The following is a 17,649-nucleotide window of genomic DNA, read 5'->3' as shown; positions in this document are numbered from 1 at the left end:
ATAAAATGTATTTCTTGCAAATTTCTATATTTTATAGGGTTTTTTGACTTTATCAAGATTTTTCTACAAAATTAAAGAAAACGGACCGAATTAAATTACAAGAATATTATACAATTAAGCCATTAAAAATTGTTGTGCAACAACAATCAAAAGATGGAACAGTAAAATTTTTGTTTCAATTAGCAGATGGCTATAAAATTGAAACAGTTTTAATGCCGCAAAATTATGGTAATTCAGTTTGTGTGACAACACAAGTTGGAATGTAATATGGCTTGCACTTTTTGTGCCTCAGGGCTATTAAAGAAGATGCGGAAATTATCAAATTCTGAAATTGTCCAACAAGTTATGATGGTTAACCGTTACTTAGCAGCAACGCAAGATCGTGTTAGTCACATTGTTGTAATGGGGATTTGATAATTTTGATAATACCCCTTAAGTTTGTTAACATTATTAATGATGCAAAAGGTTATCAAATTGGTGCTCGTCATATTACAATTTCAACTTGTGGCTTGATTCCTAAAATTAAACAATTTGCGGAGTTAAAAACGCAAGTTAATTTAGCTATTTCGTTGCATGCACCAAACAATACGATTCGTAATCAATTAATGCCAATTAATAAAGTTTATCCAGTGGAAAAACTAATGAATGCTGTGCGTTATTATATTAGACTTCTTGCGATACTAACAAAAATAAAAAAATTACAAATTAAAAAAATTAAATTAAACTTAAAAATAAGCATTTTTAAAAATTTTAATTGCTTTTTAAGCATAAATAATCAGGTATCGCAAGAAGTCTGGTGAATTAACTAATCGTCGGGTTACTTTTGAATATATTTTAATTGAGGATGTTAATGATAGTCGTGAAACAGCGTTATAATTAGCAAAATTAATTCGGAGATTAAATGCTTATGTTAGTTTAATTCCGTATAATAAGGTCGTATAAAATGGTTATCAACGTAGTACTAAAATTAATCAATTTTTTGAAACTTTACAACAACAAAAAATTAATTGTATTGTACGTCGTGAATTTGGCCATGATATTGATGCTGCTTGTGGACAATTGCGTGCTAAAAATGAAGGGATTATTAGAAAATAATTATGCAAATACGGTTTGGATATAAAACTGATATTGGTGCTTATCGTAATAGTAATCAAGATTACTTTGATTTTGCTAATAATAGTTTTAATAATTATATTGCGATTGTTTGCGACGGAATGGGTGGCCATAAGCATGGGGAAGTTGCTAGTAAAATGGCGGTTGATAGTTTAGTCGAACATTTTAAACGAACAAATTTTAATCATTTATCGGATGAAGAAATTAACAAATGATTTCGAGAAACAATTTTAGCAATTCAAGAAGAAATGGTCACTTATGCGCAAGTTTATCCTGATACGAGTGATATGGGGACAACTGTTGTGGCAGCATTAATTGAAAATGAAAAAGTATATGTAATTAATATTGGTGATTCACGGTTATATAAATTACATCATGATAAAATTTATCAAATTACGACTGATCAAAATATGGAAAATTCAACCGAGTATCGGGAAAAACAAGAATTAGAATTTCAAGGTCAGTATAAAAAACAATATAATATGCATACTTTTTGAAAAGTATTAACAAGTGCCTTAGGACCAACTAAGAATTTAAAAATTGATACTTATGTAATTGAAGATATTAAGGGGCAATATTTATTAACAACAGATGGTATTCATGATTATGTTGATGAAATTGATTTGATTGAAACCTTAAAATCAGAAAATAAATTAAATGATAAAGTTAAAATTTTAATTGATCGGGCATTAGAAAACTTATCAACAGATAATTTAACAGGCGTTGTTTTTGAAATAACAGATTAAAGCCCTGTTATTTTTTATTGTTGTTTTTTCTTTCGTGTTTTTTTGTGTTATGATGTTGGATAGGTTACAATAAGTTGGACCATATTTATGTGGACTTTCAAATAAAATATAATTATGAAGAAAGTAGGAATATAAAAATGGGAAGAAATTCATACACCGATGAATTTAAAAAACAAATTGTTTTACTTTATCAAAATGGTAAAACCATTTTTGAAATTTTTAAGGAATATGGGATGTCAAAATCAGCCGTATATCAGTGAATTGAAAAATTAAATAATTCTGGATCTTTTAAAGCAAAAGATAACCGCACTGCTGAAGAAAATGAACTTGATTGCCTTGCGGAAAGAATTAATCCAATTACGAATGGAAAACGACATTTTAAAGCAAGCGGCACTGATAATCGGCAAAAAATAGAAATTATTAACAATAATAAAGAAAAATATTCCGTGCGAAAAATGGGTCAAATATTAAAGATAGCAAAATCAACATATTACTATCAAATTAATAAATACGCTACGGTTTATGTTAATAATTATGAACAAGAAGTTATTAGTCCATTTAATGCTAGTCGCAAAATTTATGGAGCTCGTAAAATTAAAGCTATTTTAACCAGAAAAGATATTATCTTATCGCGAAGAAAAATTCGCCAAATTATGATTAAAAATCAGTTAGTATCTAAATACACCAAATTAAAATATCGTAATCATAAGTCAATGGTTAATAACGATGAAATTAGCAAGGTTTTAAACCGTGAATTTAATAATAAACAACCAAATGAAGTTGTTGTTAGTGATTTAACATATGTTCAAGTTGGGTGCTAAATGACATTATATTTGTTTATTAATTGACTTGTTTAATCGTGAAATAATTGGCTATAGTGCCGGGACAAACAAAACAGCCCAACTAGGACAAAAAGCCTTTTATTCAATTACAAGACCATTAAATCAAATTACGTTATTTCATACTGACCGGGGTAATGAATTTAAAAATAAAATCATTGATAATATCTTAAATACTTTTAACATCAAACGATCATTAAGCAATAAAGGCTGTCCTTATGATAATGCTATGGCTGAAACAATTTACAAAAGTTTTAAAACGTAATTTATCAAGGGGCAAAAATTTATAAATTTAACCCAATTAAAATACAAATTATTTGACTTTGTGCATTGATATAACAATATTCGAATTCACGGTAGTTTAAATTATTTAACACCTGTTGAATTTAGAAAACAACAGTCAATATAAAAAGTGTCCTAAAAAGGGTTGCCAATCCATGTTTACAAGCTGAAATAATAAAGTAAAAGGGTGGAGAAAATGGAATAAATCCCAATTGGAACGATTTTACATAATCGATATCATATTTTAGCTAAAATTGCTGATGGTGGAATGGCTGAAGTTTTTGAAGGGTACGATATGTTATTAAAACGCCCTGTTGCAATTAAAATTATGACGTTAACTTTATCAAAGAATAAATAAGCAGTGGAGCGTTTTAATAAAGAATACAATTCAATTGAACAATTTTCCCATAATAATGTTGTTAAGATTTATGGTTCATTTGAAGCATATGACCGTCATTGTTTAGTTTTAGAATTAGTGAAAGGTTATACTTTAAAAGACCATTTATTAACGTTAGGACCGTGTACTGTTAAAGAATTATTATATTTTTTTGATGAAATTAATTTATCAATTACAGAAGCACATCAAAATGATATTATTCACCGGGATATTAAATCATAAAATATTTTAATTTCATATGATGGGAAAATCAAAGTTGCTGATTTTGGAGTCGCAATTTTAGAAAATAGTGAAGATTTAGAAAGCAGCAAGATTATTGGAACCTCAAAATATATGGCTCCTGAAATTGTTCATTCAAAACCAACCACTAAACGCAGTGATATTTATGCATTAAGAATTATGTTATATGAGTTAGCAATTGGAACAGCACCGTTTGTTGGGAAAAATCCAACATTTGTTGCGGTGAAACATATTAAAGAATTACCATTACGTCCGCACTTAGTGAATCCAATGTTACCACAAAGTTTGGAAAATGTTATTTTAAAAGCAATTGCCAAAGACCCCAGTGAACGTTTTCAAACGGTTACGGAGTTTAATGCTAGTTTACAAGCAGTTGAAGCAATTGAACATAAAAATGATAAACCATTAAAATTATCTAATTTAATTGATGTATAAAAGGGAAGTCACATAAACTGTATGATCGCTATTATTCTTACCCATGGTTTTTAAAAATTAAGGTTGCCTGATGGTTTAGTTTCTTGTTTGTTGGTTTTATTATTGCGATGGTTTGCCTTTGATTGTTTTTACCAAGGTAAAGTAATGTGCATCAAATAGGAATGATTATTTGCATTGTTAGCGAGTTTTGTTATGTGAAAAATGATACTGACCAACAGGTTTATGCATGTAAAGCAAAAGGATTATTTCGCCATCAAGAGATTAAACCAGTTGTTGGGAACTATGTTCAGTTTGAAATCCAAAATGACAATCAAGGAATTATTTATCAAATTAAACCACGAAAAAATGAATTATATCGCCCCCGAATTGCCAATGTTGATCAAGTTATTATTATTACAGCAATGGCCGAGCCAACTTTTAGTTCATATTTATTTAATAAATATTTAGCATTTATTAGAATTCTTGCGATACCTTATTATTTATGCTTAAAAAGCAATTAAAATTTTTAAAAATGCTTATTTTTAAGTTTAATTTAATTTTTTTAATTTGTAATTTTTTTTATTTTTGTTAGTATCGCAAGAAGTCTATTGAATATAAAAGTTTAAAACCAGTGATTGTTTGCACTAAGAAAGACTTAGTACAAACAGAGGACCTTTATCAAAAATATTTTAATTGATATCCAGCCTTAGGGTATGAGGTTTATTTTATTAGTAATAAAAAGGATGACAAAAAAACATGACAACAATTTGAACAACTTTTTCAAAATAAAATTTCAGTTTTTACTGGTCAAACGGGAAGTGGCAAGTCGTCAACATTAAATACCTTATTACAAGCGGAAATAATTAAAACCCAAGAAATTTCAAAAGCCTTAGGGCGGGGGAAACATACAACAACAAGTGCCTTATATGAATTATTACATGGGATGATTGCAGATACGCCATGTTTTTCAACCTTTGATTTAAGAGATTATGAAAAAAGCGGTTTAGCCCGCACGTATCATTTTTTTAATCAGTATGCTAGTGAATGTAAGTTTCGAACTTGTTTACACTTACATGAACCTCATTGTAAAATAAAAGCCTTAGTGCAAGAAAATATTATTCCGCATTTTTTATAATAGACTTCTTGCAATACTAACAAAAATAAAAAAAATTACAAATTAAAAAAATTAAATTAAACTTTAAAATAAGCATTTTTAAAAATTTTAATTGCTTTTTAAGCATAAATAATCAGGTATCAGAAGAAGTCTAATGATCATGTGCGAATTATGCAAGAACAATAGAAAGAGGTAATGATGAAAAAATATATTGTTGCACCGAGTGTTTTAAGTGCAAATTATTTAATATTAAAAGACGAATTAACGGCTATTAAAGCGGCCGGAGCACAGTGAATTCACTTTGATGTAATGGATGGTGACTTTGTACCAAATTTAACTTTTGGTCCAAAAATTTTAGCTGATATTACTAGTTATAGTGATTTATTTCTTGATTGTCATTTAATGGTTAAAATTAAAAATGATAGTGTTGAAAATTATTTAATGCCATTTATTCAAGCGGGATCTTCAGCCATAACGTTGCATTATGAAGCATTAACCCCATCGCAATTAACAGAATTTTTAACTTTACGCGCAAAGTTAAAATTAAAAATTGGGTTAGCCGTTAAACCAGCGACCCCAATTGATGTAATTATTCCGCATTTAAATAGTCTTGATTTAGTATTAATAATGACTGTTGAACCTAGTTTTGGGGGGCAAGCTTTTATATCGACCGCCGCCGCAAGCAAGATTAAAACATTACGAAATTATCTTGACCAAAATAAGATGCAGACTTTAATTGAAGTTGATGGTGGAATTAATGCTGAAACGACTAAGGTTTGTAAACAATATGGGGTTGATGTTTTAGTTGCCGGAAGTTATTTATTTGGACACGCTGATTTAGCAATCCGTGTAAAGGAATTAATGACTGATGAAAGCAAATAAGGTGGTAATTGTTTGCTCTGAAACAAACCTCGATTTACAGCCTTATCAAGATTATTATAAAATTGGGGTTGAACGGGGAGCGTTAGATTTAATTAAAACTTTTGATACTTTTGATTTTTTTTGTTGTGATCAAGATAGTTTAACAGCATTGGAAGCAAAGTTAATTACTAGTAAGGCAAAAGAAGTTTTAGTAGTTCCGGAAATGAAAGATTATCTTGATGGGGAATTAGCCCTTCAGGAGGTTCTTAAATTAGAACCACAAGAAATTGTTTTTATTGCACAAGGTGAACGGTTCGATATACAATTGAGTTGTTTTTACTTTATTTATCATTACAATATTATTTTTATCAATGATCATACTTATGCTTATTTATTAAAACCAGGGATGAATGAAGTGTTTGCTAAACCGGCATATCGTTATTTTTCCTTATTTAGTTTGCAATCAGCAACTGTAACAATTACTAATTTAAAATATAATGTTAAGCAATTTCAGTTAGCAGAGTTATCCCCGAATGCTGTTAGTAATGAATTTATTGGGTCAACGGGGAATATTGAAGTTTTATCGGGACAGGTTGTAGCCATTTATAGTAAATAAAAAATCGGTTGTTTAAACCGATGCACAGTTTCAGATAACTGAGAATTTTAATTAAAAAATGTTTTCACTTCATATTGAAGTGGTGGCATTTTTAAATTTAAAATTTTTCTTTTTTCATTATAATGAATTATATAATTATCTACAATATTTTTTACTTCTAAAATATTTTTACAGTGTGATAATTCTGAGTTCTCGGTTTTAAGAATTGAAAATCAATTTTCAATCGGTGAATTATCTAAACAATTGCCTCTTCTTGACATACTTATATTTATACCGTGTTTTTTTAATAATTTTTCATAAGCTTTTGAAGTGAAATGAATACCTTGATCAGAATTAATAGTTAATTCACCTTTGATTATTTTTCTTTTAATAATTGCTTCTTTGATACAATTATTTACTCAATTTACTGTTGGAGTTGTTGTTAAAGAATAATTTACTATTAAATTACTAAATAAATCCTTGATTGCAAATAAATATACTCATTCTGTGATTGTTTTAACATACGTAATATCAATTAATCACTTTTGATTAGTTTTTTCAGCTTTAAAATTACGTTTTAATAGATATTTATGTCGAATATGTTAATTTGTCATTTTTAAGAAATGATTAATTTTTTTTCTTGTTTTAATTCTTACACTAGAAATTCTATTAGCTAATTTCATAAAACGATAAACTGTTGAATTCGACACATTAATTTTTTGCTCTTCCAAAGATAATTTAATTTGTCTGTGTCCTTTAATACTATTTTCTCTATGAATTGCTTTAATTATTTCATATATTGAATAATCAATATTTGGTTGATATTCATCACAATTTTTTGAATATTTATTTCAAGTATCATATGAAATTCTTAATTCTTTTAAATATCATGATAAAGTAATTTTTGAAACTTGCAATTCTGATTTAATAAAAGCAATTTGTTTTCTAATGTTTGTTTTTGTTTTTATCTTTGGAAGAGCTTCAAGCTTTTTTAAAACCTCATTCTCAGCTTTTATTCTTTCATTTTCTTTTTTTAATAAATAGTTTTCACGTTCTAAGGGTTTTTTAAACTTATTTAATTCAAAATCTTTTCGCTTTTTTTGTTCTTTTAGAATTTCTTTATTTTGTTGAAATTGATTTACTCATTTTGAAATAGTTGCTAAACTAATATGATATTCTTTTGCTATTTCACTATAAGATTTATTGTTAATTGAATATTCATTAACAATTTTTTCTTTAAATTCAAAAGAATGATCTTTAGACCCTTTTATTTTACCTTTAGCCATATAAAAATGTTTCTCCTAACTTTATATATTAATAATAATCTAGAAAAATTTTTATTTATGCTGAATTATACTTGTAAGTGCAAGTAAATAAAATTGCAAAAAATCCCATATAAAAATTTTATGATGCTAAGTTTATTTTAGAAAAAATAAAGCAAGGAGTTTTTATATGGGATATAAACATCTTGGCATAAATGAAAGAATTTATATTGAGAATCAATTGAAGTTTAAAATAAAAATTAGTGAAATAGCTAAAAATCTTAATCGAAGTATTAGTACTATTATTCGAGAAGTTAATAGAAATAAAAATAATAATCATTATTTTTCATTAATTGCACAAAATAAAGCAGAAAATAGAAAACAATCACATATTTATTTTCATAAGTTTAAAAATAGAGAATTAGTAAAATATGTACAACAAAAATTATTATTAGGTTGATCACCCGAACAAATTTATGGCAGAATTAAAAATTTTCATAAAGAATGAATTATTAGTTTTAAAACAATTTACAATTGAATTTATTCTGGATTACTTGAAAAAGTTACTAATAAAAATTTAAGAAGAAAAGGTAAGAAACGAAAATATCAAGAAAATCGGGGTAAATTTAATGGTAAATCAATTAAAGAACGAAATGCTAATGTTAATAATCGCGTAACTCTTGGTCATTGAGAAGGTGATACCGTAGTATCATCACGAGGTAAAAGTAAATCATGTTTAATAACTTTAGTTGAAAGAACATCAAGATTTACTTTAGCAATATTAGTTGAAAATAGAACTACTAAAGTTATTAACGAAAATATTAGCCATTATTTATCAATTCTTCCAAATAATCTTGTTAAGACTATAACATTTGATCGTGGTAAAGAATTTGCTAATTGACAACAACTTGAAAAAAATTTAAATGTGAAAATTTATTTTGCTAATGCATATTCACCCTGACAAAGAGGTACTAATGAAAATACTAATGGTTTAATTAGAGAAAAATTTCCTAAAAAATTTAATTTTTCAAATACTACTAAAAATGCAGTTCATAAATTTATATTGTCTTTAAACCAAAGACCAAGAAAAATACTAAATTATCTTTCGCCAATCGAATATTTGGTTAGAAAAATAATTTAGTTGCACTTAACTTTACAATTTGGCTTATATATCTCAGTTAAAAGAAACATTGCAGTTGTTTAAACCGATTATTTTTTCTCTTAAAATGGTACCCATGATCGGGCTCGAACCGATACGAATTTCTTCGGTAGATTTTGAGTCTACTGCGTCTGCCTATTCCGCCACATGGGCATTTCGTACTTTTTTAATTTTATCCTATTTTATAGAAAAAGTTTTTAATTTTGTCTAAAAATCTTGATATTTTAACAAAATCCTGATTTTATTGGGTTTTATTAAAATGGACTTTTTAAAAATATCTATATTTTATAAGGGTTTTCTTTAATTTTGTAGAAAAATCTTTATATTAAAAATATACCTAAAATTAGGTATGCAATGTTTCTTTTAAATGAGATATATAAATAAAAATTTTTCTAGATTATTATTAATATATAAAGTTAGGAGAAACATTTTTATATGGCTAAAGGTAAAATAAAAGGGTCTAAAGATCATTCTTTTGAATTTAAAGAAAAAATTGTTAATGAATATTCAATTAACAATAAATCTTATAGTGAAATAGCAAAAGAATATCATATTAGTTTAGCAACTATTTCAAAATGAGTAAATCAATTTCAACAAAATAAAGAAATTCTAAAAGAACAAAAAAAGCGAAAAGATTTTGAATTAAATAAGTTTAAAAAACCCTTAGAACGTGAAAACTATTTATTAAAAAAAGAAAATGAAATAATAAAAGCTGAGAATGAGGTTTTAAAAAAGCTTGTTGCTCTTCCAAAGATAAAAACAAAAACAAACATTAGAAAACAAATTGCTTTTATTAAATCAGAATTGCAAGTTTCAAAAATTACTTTATCATGATATTTAAAAGAATTAATAATTTCATATGATAGACTGCACCCTGTTTAGTAAGTATTAATAAAAAGGTTTACAAACTTTCATTTATTATATCTTTTTCTTTTTGGTTTGAATATCATTTATTTCATTTTTTAACATCATTAATATATTCATTATGAGATTTATAATTTTTATTATGGATTGTTCCTTTTTTAAGTAATGAATGAAAACTTTCAATAATAATGTTGTCTGCACAATGATAATTTTTACCCATTGAAATTATAATTTTGTTATCTAAACATTTACTATTATAATCTTTAGATGTATATTGATATCCGTGATCTGAATGAATTATTGTTTTATTTAGATCTTTTTTTATTTTTTTAATTTTATTAATTGCAGCATTTAAATTATCAATTACAAGTTTGTTATTATTAAATTTTGATCATTTTACATCAATAATTTCTTTAGTATATCCATCAATTATTGTTGATTGATAATATTTTTTACCATTTCAAATTAAATAAGTTACATCAGTAAATAAAATTGAAAATCTTTCTTTAATATCATTAAAATTACGATTTACTAAATCAGGATATTTAATTATATTTTTATTTCTATTTTGTTTTATTAATATTTTTCTACGCATACGCTTTACATATTCAGCTTGAATATTATTTTCTTTCATAATTCGTAATACTTTCTTAGCATTATAAACAATGCCATAATCTTCTTTTCAATATTTGGTAATTCGACGATAACCAGATTGTTTTAAATTTTCTTCATAGACTTTTACAATATTCTTTAATGGTTCACTATCCTTACCATTACTTGAATAATTTTTATATTTATATCAATAACTACGCTTTAAATTTGTTATATCAAGTAATAAATTTAGTGGATATTTATTAATGTTTTCTTTGATAAAAAATACAATTTTTCTTTTATTTAATTGTAAAAGTCATGAAGCTTTTTTAGTAATTCATACCTAACTTTGTAATAGTTTAAATCTCTTTTTTTAAATGATTCTTTTGGACCTTTATTGGTGTTTAAAATCCCTTTCTTAAAATTTTCATACCATGAAGCAACAGTTTTTTTATTAATTGCATATTTTTTTGCAATAAAACTTATACTATTATTTTTAACCTCTTGTCCTATCCTTTTTCGAAAATCTGCTGTATATTTATTAAATTTTTGTCCTTTTCTTGCCATATAAAAATGCACCTCCTTTAAAGTTAGCAAAGACTTTTTTTCTTTACTTACTTTTTTGGGTGCAGTCTAGTCTACAGTCAGATTCTTTTTTTCTAATTAGCTATTATTCCCTAATCAACTCTAATAACTTCTTTATCCTTATAATATCCACATTCACGACAAACTCTATGTGGTTTAATTGATGCTCCACAATTTTTACATGCTATCAAAGTTGCTCCAACTAATTTAAAATGTGTTCGGCGTTTTCTTTTTGCTTGTTTTGATGTTTTTCGAAATGGTACCGCCATTATTTTTCCTCCTCTTTTGTTTTAACTAATTTTTCGTGGAATTGTTCTCATTGTGAATCCGCTTGAGCTGTTTGATACGCTGCAAATTCTTCTTCGGAAAAAACTTATTTATCAAGTTGAATCACCACTAATTATTTTATCACTATTTTTCGATAAGTTAATAGGAATATTCCTTTAATTTTGTAGAAAACTCTTGATATTTATAAAATATATCTAAAATTAGGTATATTTTTAATATAAAGAGAGGTAAATAATTGATGGAAAAAATACTTGCAGAATTAATAAATAGTTTAACAGATGATTAATTTTTAGAATTTTATGAAAAAGTTAAAAAAGAAGCAGAATTAATCAAAAAACAAAAACGCTTAAATGAAATTGATCAAAAATTTAGAGATAAAGGTATTAAATGCCCTAATTGCAAATCTTATCATTAGACTTCTTGCGATACTATGATAATCATCGCAAATTAATTCATAAAGAAAAAATACAAATAGAAATTTATACCTCTTATTAATTTAATTCTTATAGTCTTTATAAGAGGTGGATAGGTTACAATAATTTGGACCATATTTATGTGGACTTTCAAATAAAATATAATTATGAAGAAAGTAGGAATATAAAAATTGGAAGAAATTCATACACCGATGAATTTCTTCCAATTTTTTAGACTGCACCCCGTTTAGTAAGTATTAATAAAAAGGTTTACAAACTTTAATTTATTATATCTTTTTCTTTTTGGTTTGAATATCATTTATTTCATTTTTTAACATCATTAATATATTCATTATGAGATTTATAATTTTTATTATGGATTGTTCCTTTTTTAAGTAATGAATGAAAACTTTCAATAATAATGTTGTCTGCACAATGATAATTTTTACCCATTGAAATTATAATTTTGTTATCTAAACATTTACTATTATAATCTTTAGATGTATATTGATATCCGTGATCTGAATGAATTATTGTTTTATTTAGATCTTTTTTTATTTTTTTAATTTTATTAATTGCAGCATTTAAATTATCAATTACAAGTTTGTTATTATTAAATTTTGATCATTTTACATCAATAATTTCTTTAGTATATCCATCAATTATTGTTGATTGATAATGTTTTTTACCATTTCAAATTAAATAAGTTACATCAGTAAATAAAATTGAAAATCTTTCTTTAATATCATTAAAATTACGATTTAATAAATCAGGATATTTAATTATATTTTTATTTCTATTTTGTTTTATTAATATTTTTCTACGAATACGCTTTACATATTCAGCTTGAATATTATTTTCTTTCATAATTCGTAATACTTTCTTAGCATTATAAACAATACCATAATCTTCTTTTAAATATTTGGTAATTCGACGATAACCAAATTGTTTTAAATTTTCTTCATAGACTTTTACAATATTTTTTAATGATTCACTACCCTTACCACCATTACTTGAATAATTTTTATATTTATCTCAATAACTACGCTTTAAATCTGTTATATCAAGTAATAAATTTAGTGGATATTTATTAAGGTTTTCTTTGATAAAAAATACAATTTTTCTTTTATTTAATTGTAAAAGTCATGAAGCTTTTTTAGTAATTCATACCTAACTTTGTAATAGTTTAAATCTCTTTTTTTAAATGATTCTTTTGGACCTTTATTGGTGTTTAAAATTCCTTTCTTAAAATTTTCATACCATGAAGCAACAGTTTTTTTATTAATTGCATATTTTTTTGCAATAAAACTTATACTATTATTTTTAACCTCTTGTCCTATCCTTTTTCGAAAATCTGCTGTATATTTATTAAATTTTTGTCCTTTTCTTGCCATATAAAAATGCACCTCCTTTAAAAGTTTAGCAAAGACTTTTTTTCTTTACTTACTTTTTTGGGTGCAGTCTATTAGTACTATTATTCGAGAAGTTAATAGAAATAAAGATAATAATCATTATTTTTCATTAATTGCACAAAATAAAGCATAAAATAGAAAACAATCACATATTTATTTTCATAAGTTTAAAAATAGAGAATTAGTAAAATATGTACAACAAAAATTATTATTAGGTTGATCACCCGAACAAATTTATGGCAGAATTAAAAATTTTCATAAAGAATGAATTATTAGTTTTAAAACAATTTACAATTGAATTTATTCTGGATTACTTGAAAAAGTTACTAATAAAAATTTAAGAAGAAAAGGTAAGAAACGAAAATATCAAGAAAATCGGGGTAAATTTAATGGTAAATCATTTAAAGAACGAAATGCTAATGTTAATAATCGCGTAACTCTTGGTCATTGAGAAGGTGATACCGTAGTATCATCACGAGGTAAAAGTAAATCATGTTTAATAACTTTAGTTGAAAGAACATCAAGATTTACTTTAGCAATATTAGTTGAAAATAGAACTACTAAAGTTATTAACGAAAATATTAGCCATTATTTATCAATTCTTCCAAATAATCTTGTTAAGACTATAACATTTGATCGTGGTAAAGAATTTGCTAATTGACAACAACTTGAAAAAAATTTAAATGTGAAAATTTATTTTGCTAATGCATATTCACCCTGACAAAGAGGTACTAATGAAAATACTAATGGTTTAATTAGAGAAAAATTTCCTAAAAAATTTAATTTTTCAAATACTACTAAAAATGCAGTTCATAAATTTATATTGTCTTTAAACCAAAGACCAAGAAAAATACTAAATTATCTTTCGCCAATCGAATATTTGGTTAGAAAAATAATTTAGTTGCACTTAACTTTACAATTTGGCTTCTATTTTGTTTTATTAATATTTTTCTACGCATACGCTTTACATATTCAGCTTGAATATGTAAAGCGTATGCGTAGAAAAATATTAATAAAACAAAATAGAAATAAAAATATAATTAAATATCCTGATTTAGTAAATCGTAATTTTAATGATATTAAAGAAAGATTTTCAATTTTATTTACTGATGTAACTTATTTAATTTGAAATGGTAAAAAACATTATCAATCAACAATACTTGATGGATATACTAAAGAAATTATTGATGTAAAATGATCAAAATTTAATAATAACAAACTTGTAATTGATAATTTAAATGCTGCAATTAATAAAATTAAAAAAATAAAAAAAGAGCTAAATAAAACAATAATTCATTCAGATCACGGATATCAATATACATCTAAAGATTATAATAGTAAATGTTTAGATAACAAAATTATAATTTCAATGGGTAAAAATTATCATTGTGCAGACAACATTATTATTGAAAGTTTTCATTAATTACTTAAAAAAGGAACAATCCATAATAAAAATTATAAATCTCATAATGAATATATTAATGATGTTAAAAAATGAAATAAATGATATTCAAACCAAAAAGAAAAAGATATAATAAATGAAAGTTTGTAAACCTTTTTATTAATACTTACTAAACGGGGTGCAGTCTATTTTTCGACAAAATTAAAGGCTATTTTTAATTATTTTGTTAAAATGATTAAGTGCTAATTTAGGTGCTTAATTTACTTTGTTAGGGGTATAAAGTTCAAGTGGTAGAACATCGGACTTCAAATCCGAGTGTTGTGGATTCAAGTCCTGTCACCTCTGCCAGTAAAAAAGTGGAAGTATACTCAAGTCTGGTTGAAGGGAGCGGTCTCGAAAACCGTTAGATGGAGTGATCCATGCAAGAGTTCGAATCTCTTTACTTCCGCCATTAAAATTAAGCGAAAAATAAAAAAACCATTTCTAAAATAGAAATGGTTTTTCATTGTTATTTAATTTGAGGAACTGCGACAAAAGCAATTGTATTTAAACCCGCATGGGCAACAAAAATATTAGCTAAATTTTCAGTTTGATATGTAACTTTTAACTCATCTAATTTTTGGATAACGTTGTCCCAAACTTTATTATTACATGCACTTGTTTTTAAAACAAATAATTGAAAGTTTAATTTCACTGTTTTCTTAAATTTTTCTCAAGTTTCAACTAATGTTTCAATTAAATTATTTAAAGTTCGTGATGAGGCAATTTTTTTTGGGTGTTCACCTCATTGAATTAAAATTTTAATTTTGAATATATTAATTAATGATAATAAAACTTTTCCAACACGACCACCCTTTGATAAACGATCTAGGCTTCCAGGAATCATTGCCATATATGTTCTTTTTTCAAGAACGCTTGTTTTAGCAATGATTTCTTTTACGCTAAGATTTTGTTTTGTTAATTCATTAGCATAAATTACTAATGTTTTTAAAGCAAAAGCTGCTGTGTGATTACGAACAACATGAACTCTACCAAGATATGCTTCATCTTGACTTAGAGTATAAGTTGTTGCATATTGACTTGAAAGTTTTTCATCGATTGGATAATGAATAATTTCATCATATGTTTTTAATATTTCATCATATTTTGCCATTAATTCACCAGTTGAAGCTTGGCTTGTTTTTGTTGTTCCAGTTTGAACAATTTCATAAAAATTATATTTTGTTGTTTCTTCTTCAGTATCTAAAATATCAGTTTCATTATTTAAAATAATGTGTAAGGGAATGACATGAATACCCAATTTTTTAATTTCTGCTGTTGTAAAACCTGCGGATGAATCAGTTAAGATTGCAATTTTTTTATTCATTAGTTGGACCTCCTTTTATTGATCTCAACATACTAGCACGACCGTATTTGCTCCTGTGTGAGCTGCGATAACATTTGGCAAAATGTATGTCGAATTAATTTTAGCACCCGTATCGTCAATAATGTTATAAACTTCTTGCAAAGTTTCATCATCAGTTTTTGAATGCAATAAAATAATATTTTTTCAATTTTGCCGTTCTTTTTTAATTTGTTGGAAAGCTGTTTCGACAGCTTTTTTAAATGTTCTAGTTTTGTCAAATTTATCAATGCGACCATCATATCTCAAAATAAGTGTTATTTTTAAAAACGATGCTAAGGCTGCAGCGGTTGCTGTAATTCGCCCTCCACGTTTTAAAGTTTCCAAACTTTTTGGGATAATGAATGCGCTAACTTTTGTTTTAATTAAATTAAGTTTTGGTTGAATTTATGTTAATTTAATTCCTTCACCAATTCATTGATAAACTAGATCAATCATATATACCAATAGTTGACTTACACCATCAGTATCAATAACAAAAACCTTGTCTTTATATTCATCACCTTGTGCTAACGTTGAGATATTTTCATGTTGGCCAGATAATCCTTTTGATAATTCTATAAAAACAATGCCATCATATTTTTTTAACAATTCGTTTCAAGTACTTAACATTTTTCCCATTGGAATCTGACTAGTTTTAATTACTTGATGTTTTAATGTTTTAAGATATCATAAAATTCATTAAAAGAAATGACATTTTCATCATCTTCAACTTCACTACCATCTGGGAAATTTAGTAATAATGGTAACAAATACGTATCTTCGTATTTTTTTAGTTCGCCTTTTTTAATTCCTGACGATGAGTTGATTATTAATGCAACTTTGTGCATATTTTTCCTCCATATATTTTCTGTAATTTTAAGTATCATTGAATCTAAGTTAATGTATTGTTAAAGTTTTAGGTCGCATAAATTATTTTGGGGTTTTAATTAATATCGCATAATTTTTAATAAAATAGTTAAATTATTATTATATTAATATAAATTAATATTTTTTATACCCCAATCTTTTTTATGCGACTAAATTTTAACAATATATTAATTATAAACTTTGATATAATAATTTCAAGGGCGAAAGGAAGATAACAATGAAAATAAGTGCGGAAAAGCAAAAAATGTATGAAAGTATTTTACAAGCATTTGGTCCATCTGGATGTGAATATTGAATGTCAAGTTGTTACATTGCTAAAAGAATACTATCAAAAATATACGTCAGAAATAATTCAAGATAACTTGGGGGAGTTGTTTTGCTGTCATCCGAAATCAAAAGGGGATTGCAAATCCTAAAAAAGTAATATTAATGGCACACGGTGATGAAGTTGGTTTTATGATTAGTCAAATTAATAATAAAGGGTTAGTTCGGATTAACCCTTTAGGTGGAATTTGAGAACAAACATTATTAGCTAAGCGAGTAAAGTTGTTAAAAGATGATGAGTCATTTCTAAGTGGAGCAATTTCTGAAATTGCACCGGATTTATTATCGCCAGAAGCATGATCAAAACCAACACCAATTGCTAACATGCTAGTTGATTTTGGTTTTTCTACGCAAGCAGAAGCATATGCGGCAGGAATTCGGGAAGGAAACTTTGTTATTTGTGAAGGGTCAATAGTCTTTTTAAATTGTATATTAGACTTCTTGCGATACCTTATTATTTATACTTAAAAAGCAAT

At 25.9% G+C, this 17,649-nt stretch carries 19 protein-coding genes, 2 tRNA genes and 6 pseudogenes; 15 read left to right on the top strand and 12 right to left on the bottom strand.

Features of this window, described 5'->3' with window-relative positions:
* Window positions 1–5: 5 nt before the first annotated feature.
* The 9 genes and pseudogenes from rlmN to ACQH23_RS03200 all read left to right on the top strand — a co-directional run.
* Window positions 6–665, top strand: a pseudogene (gene rlmN / locus ACQH23_RS03240) (23S rRNA (adenine(2503)-C(2))-methyltransferase RlmN); the annotation flags it as partial.
* Window positions 666–798: 133 nt separating this feature from the next.
* Window positions 799–1,095 (top strand): annotated as a pseudogene (locus ACQH23_RS03235) (23S rRNA (adenine(2503)-C(2))-methyltransferase RlmN); the annotation flags it as partial.
* A gap of 2 nt (window positions 1,096–1,097) precedes the next feature.
* Complete coding sequence (locus ACQH23_RS03230) at window positions 1,098–1,859, top strand: PP2C family protein-serine/threonine phosphatase (protein WP_425378901.1); 762 nt, start codon at window positions 1,098–1,100, stop codon at window positions 1,857–1,859.
* Window positions 1,860–1,996: 137 nt separating this feature from the next.
* A pseudogene (locus tag ACQH23_RS03225) lies at window positions 1,997–3,107 on the top strand (IS3 family transposase).
* Between the two features lie 234 nt (window positions 3,108–3,341).
* A pseudogene (locus ACQH23_RS03220) lies at window positions 3,342–4,052 on the top strand (serine/threonine-protein kinase).
* 194 nt (window positions 4,053–4,246) lie between these two features.
* Window positions 4,247–4,552, top strand: a complete 306-nt coding sequence (rsgA, locus tag ACQH23_RS03215) for a GTPase RsgA (protein ID WP_425378900.1) — start codon at window positions 4,247–4,249, stop codon at window positions 4,550–4,552.
* A 110-nt stretch (window positions 4,553–4,662) separates the two neighbouring features.
* Window positions 4,663–5,166 carry a ribosome small subunit-dependent GTPase A gene (gene rsgA / locus ACQH23_RS03210; protein WP_425378899.1) on the top strand — a complete coding sequence of 168 codons (504 nt, stop codon included), beginning with the start codon at window positions 4,663–4,665 and terminating at the stop codon, window positions 5,164–5,166.
* Between the two features lie 174 nt (window positions 5,167–5,340).
* Complete coding sequence (rpe, locus tag ACQH23_RS03205) at window positions 5,341–6,027, top strand: ribulose-phosphate 3-epimerase (RefSeq protein WP_425378898.1); 687 nt, start codon at window positions 5,341–5,343, stop codon at window positions 6,025–6,027.
* Window positions 6,014–6,622, top strand: coding sequence for a thiamine diphosphokinase (locus ACQH23_RS03200; protein ID WP_425378897.1), 609 nt, complete (start codon window positions 6,014–6,016; stop codon window positions 6,620–6,622). The genes rpe and ACQH23_RS03200 overlap by 14 nt, the downstream gene beginning before the upstream one ends.
* Before the next feature lie 47 nt (window positions 6,623–6,669).
* Here the strand turns inward: ACQH23_RS03200 and ACQH23_RS03195 are convergent, their stop codons facing one another.
* The 3 genes and pseudogenes from ACQH23_RS03195 to ACQH23_RS03185 form a co-directional block, all read right to left on the bottom strand.
* Window positions 6,670–6,882, bottom strand: a complete 213-nt coding sequence (locus ACQH23_RS03195; RefSeq protein WP_425378896.1) for an IS3 family transposase — start codon at window positions 6,880–6,882, stop codon at window positions 6,670–6,672.
* Window positions 6,883–6,921: 39 nt separating this feature from the next.
* Window positions 6,922–7,047: pseudogene (locus ACQH23_RS03190) on the bottom strand (hypothetical protein); the annotation flags it as partial.
* Between the two features lie 156 nt (window positions 7,048–7,203).
* Entirely contained in the window at window positions 7,204–7,887 is a 684-nt protein-coding gene (locus ACQH23_RS03185) for a helix-turn-helix domain-containing protein (protein ID WP_425378895.1), read from the bottom strand.
* Window positions 7,888–8,053: 166 nt separating this feature from the next.
* Here ACQH23_RS03185 and ACQH23_RS03180 point away from each other — a divergent pair, with 166 nt between their 5' ends.
* Window positions 8,054–9,004 (top strand): IS30 family transposase, encoded by a 951-nt coding sequence (locus ACQH23_RS03180; RefSeq protein WP_425378894.1) that lies wholly within the window; start codon window positions 8,054–8,056, stop codon window positions 9,002–9,004.
* Between the two features lie 86 nt (window positions 9,005–9,090).
* Here ACQH23_RS03180 and ACQH23_RS03175 read toward each other — a convergent pair.
* Window positions 9,091–9,175, bottom strand: a tRNA-Leu gene (locus ACQH23_RS03175).
* A gap of 282 nt (window positions 9,176–9,457) precedes the next feature.
* Between ACQH23_RS03175 and ACQH23_RS03170 the strand changes: the two genes are divergently transcribed.
* Window positions 9,458–9,904, top strand: a complete 447-nt coding sequence (locus tag ACQH23_RS03170) for a transposase (RefSeq protein ID WP_425378893.1) — start codon at window positions 9,458–9,460, stop codon at window positions 9,902–9,904.
* 19 nt (window positions 9,905–9,923) lie between these two features.
* On the opposite strand, the gene ACQH23_RS03165 is transcribed toward ACQH23_RS03170, so the two are convergent.
* The 5 genes from ACQH23_RS03165 to ACQH23_RS03145 all read right to left on the bottom strand — a co-directional run bounded on the left by ACQH23_RS03165 (window position 9,924) and on the right by ACQH23_RS03145 (window position 13,157).
* On the bottom strand, window positions 9,924–10,520 hold the full coding sequence (locus ACQH23_RS03165) for a DDE-type integrase/transposase/recombinase (RefSeq protein WP_425378892.1): 597 nt from the start codon (window positions 10,518–10,520) through the stop codon (window positions 9,924–9,926).
* A gap of 260 nt (window positions 10,521–10,780) precedes the next feature.
* Window positions 10,781–11,044 carry a hypothetical protein gene (locus ACQH23_RS03160; RefSeq protein ID WP_425377850.1) on the bottom strand — a complete coding sequence of 88 codons (264 nt, stop codon included), beginning with the start codon at window positions 11,042–11,044 and terminating at the stop codon, window positions 10,781–10,783.
* Between the two features lie 110 nt (window positions 11,045–11,154).
* On the bottom strand, window positions 11,155–11,331 hold the full coding sequence (gene rpmF / locus ACQH23_RS03155) for a 50S ribosomal protein L32 (RefSeq protein WP_425378891.1): 177 nt from the start codon (window positions 11,329–11,331) through the stop codon (window positions 11,155–11,157).
* A 711-nt stretch (window positions 11,332–12,042) separates the two neighbouring features.
* Complete coding sequence (locus ACQH23_RS03150) at window positions 12,043–12,630, bottom strand: DDE-type integrase/transposase/recombinase (protein ID WP_425378890.1); 588 nt, start codon at window positions 12,628–12,630, stop codon at window positions 12,043–12,045.
* Between the two features lie 263 nt (window positions 12,631–12,893).
* A complete protein-coding gene (locus ACQH23_RS03145) occupies window positions 12,894–13,157 on the bottom strand; it encodes a hypothetical protein (RefSeq protein WP_425377850.1) in 264 nt (87 codons plus the stop codon).
* A 169-nt stretch (window positions 13,158–13,326) separates the two neighbouring features.
* On the opposite strand from ACQH23_RS03145, the gene ACQH23_RS03140 reads away from it, so the two are divergent.
* From ACQH23_RS03140 to ACQH23_RS03130, 3 genes are all read left to right on the top strand, one after another.
* Complete coding sequence (locus tag ACQH23_RS03140; RefSeq protein ID WP_425379299.1) at window positions 13,327–14,076, top strand: IS30 family transposase; 750 nt, start codon at window positions 13,327–13,329, stop codon at window positions 14,074–14,076.
* On the top strand, window positions 14,077–14,598 hold the full coding sequence (locus ACQH23_RS03135; RefSeq protein ID WP_425378889.1) for a DDE-type integrase/transposase/recombinase: 522 nt from the start codon (window positions 14,077–14,079) through the stop codon (window positions 14,596–14,598).
* A 337-nt stretch (window positions 14,599–14,935) separates the two neighbouring features.
* Window positions 14,936–15,028: transfer RNA gene (locus ACQH23_RS03130), tRNA-Ser, on the top strand.
* A 57-nt stretch (window positions 15,029–15,085) separates the two neighbouring features.
* Here the strand turns inward: ACQH23_RS03130 and ACQH23_RS03125 are convergent.
* From ACQH23_RS03125 to ACQH23_RS03115, 3 genes and pseudogenes are all read right to left on the bottom strand, one after another.
* Window positions 15,086–15,943: a DegV family protein gene (locus ACQH23_RS03125; RefSeq protein ID WP_425378888.1), complete on the bottom strand. Its 858-nt coding sequence runs from the start codon at window positions 15,941–15,943 to the stop codon at window positions 15,086–15,088.
* Window positions 15,944–15,958: 15 nt separating this feature from the next.
* Window positions 15,959–16,591 (bottom strand): annotated as a pseudogene (locus tag ACQH23_RS03120) (DegV family protein).
* A 41-nt stretch (window positions 16,592–16,632) separates the two neighbouring features.
* A complete protein-coding gene (locus ACQH23_RS03115) occupies window positions 16,633–16,809 on the bottom strand; it encodes a hypothetical protein (RefSeq protein WP_425378887.1) in 177 nt (58 codons plus the stop codon).
* Between the two features lie 469 nt (window positions 16,810–17,278).
* Between ACQH23_RS03115 and ACQH23_RS03110 the strand changes: the two genes are divergently transcribed.
* Window positions 17,279–17,641, top strand: coding sequence for a hypothetical protein (locus ACQH23_RS03110; RefSeq protein ID WP_425378886.1), 363 nt, complete (start codon window positions 17,279–17,281; stop codon window positions 17,639–17,641).
* Window positions 17,642–17,649: the final 8 nt, after the last annotated feature.

Origin of the sequence: Spiroplasma endosymbiont of Polydrusus pterygomalis, assembly GCF_964030635.1 — a bacterium.
Classification (GTDB): domain Bacteria; phylum Bacillota_I; class Bacilli_A; order Mycoplasmatales; family Mycoplasmataceae; genus Spiroplasma.
Note: the sequence above shows the minus strand (reverse complement) of the source record. Positions and strands in the feature narration are given on the sequence as shown.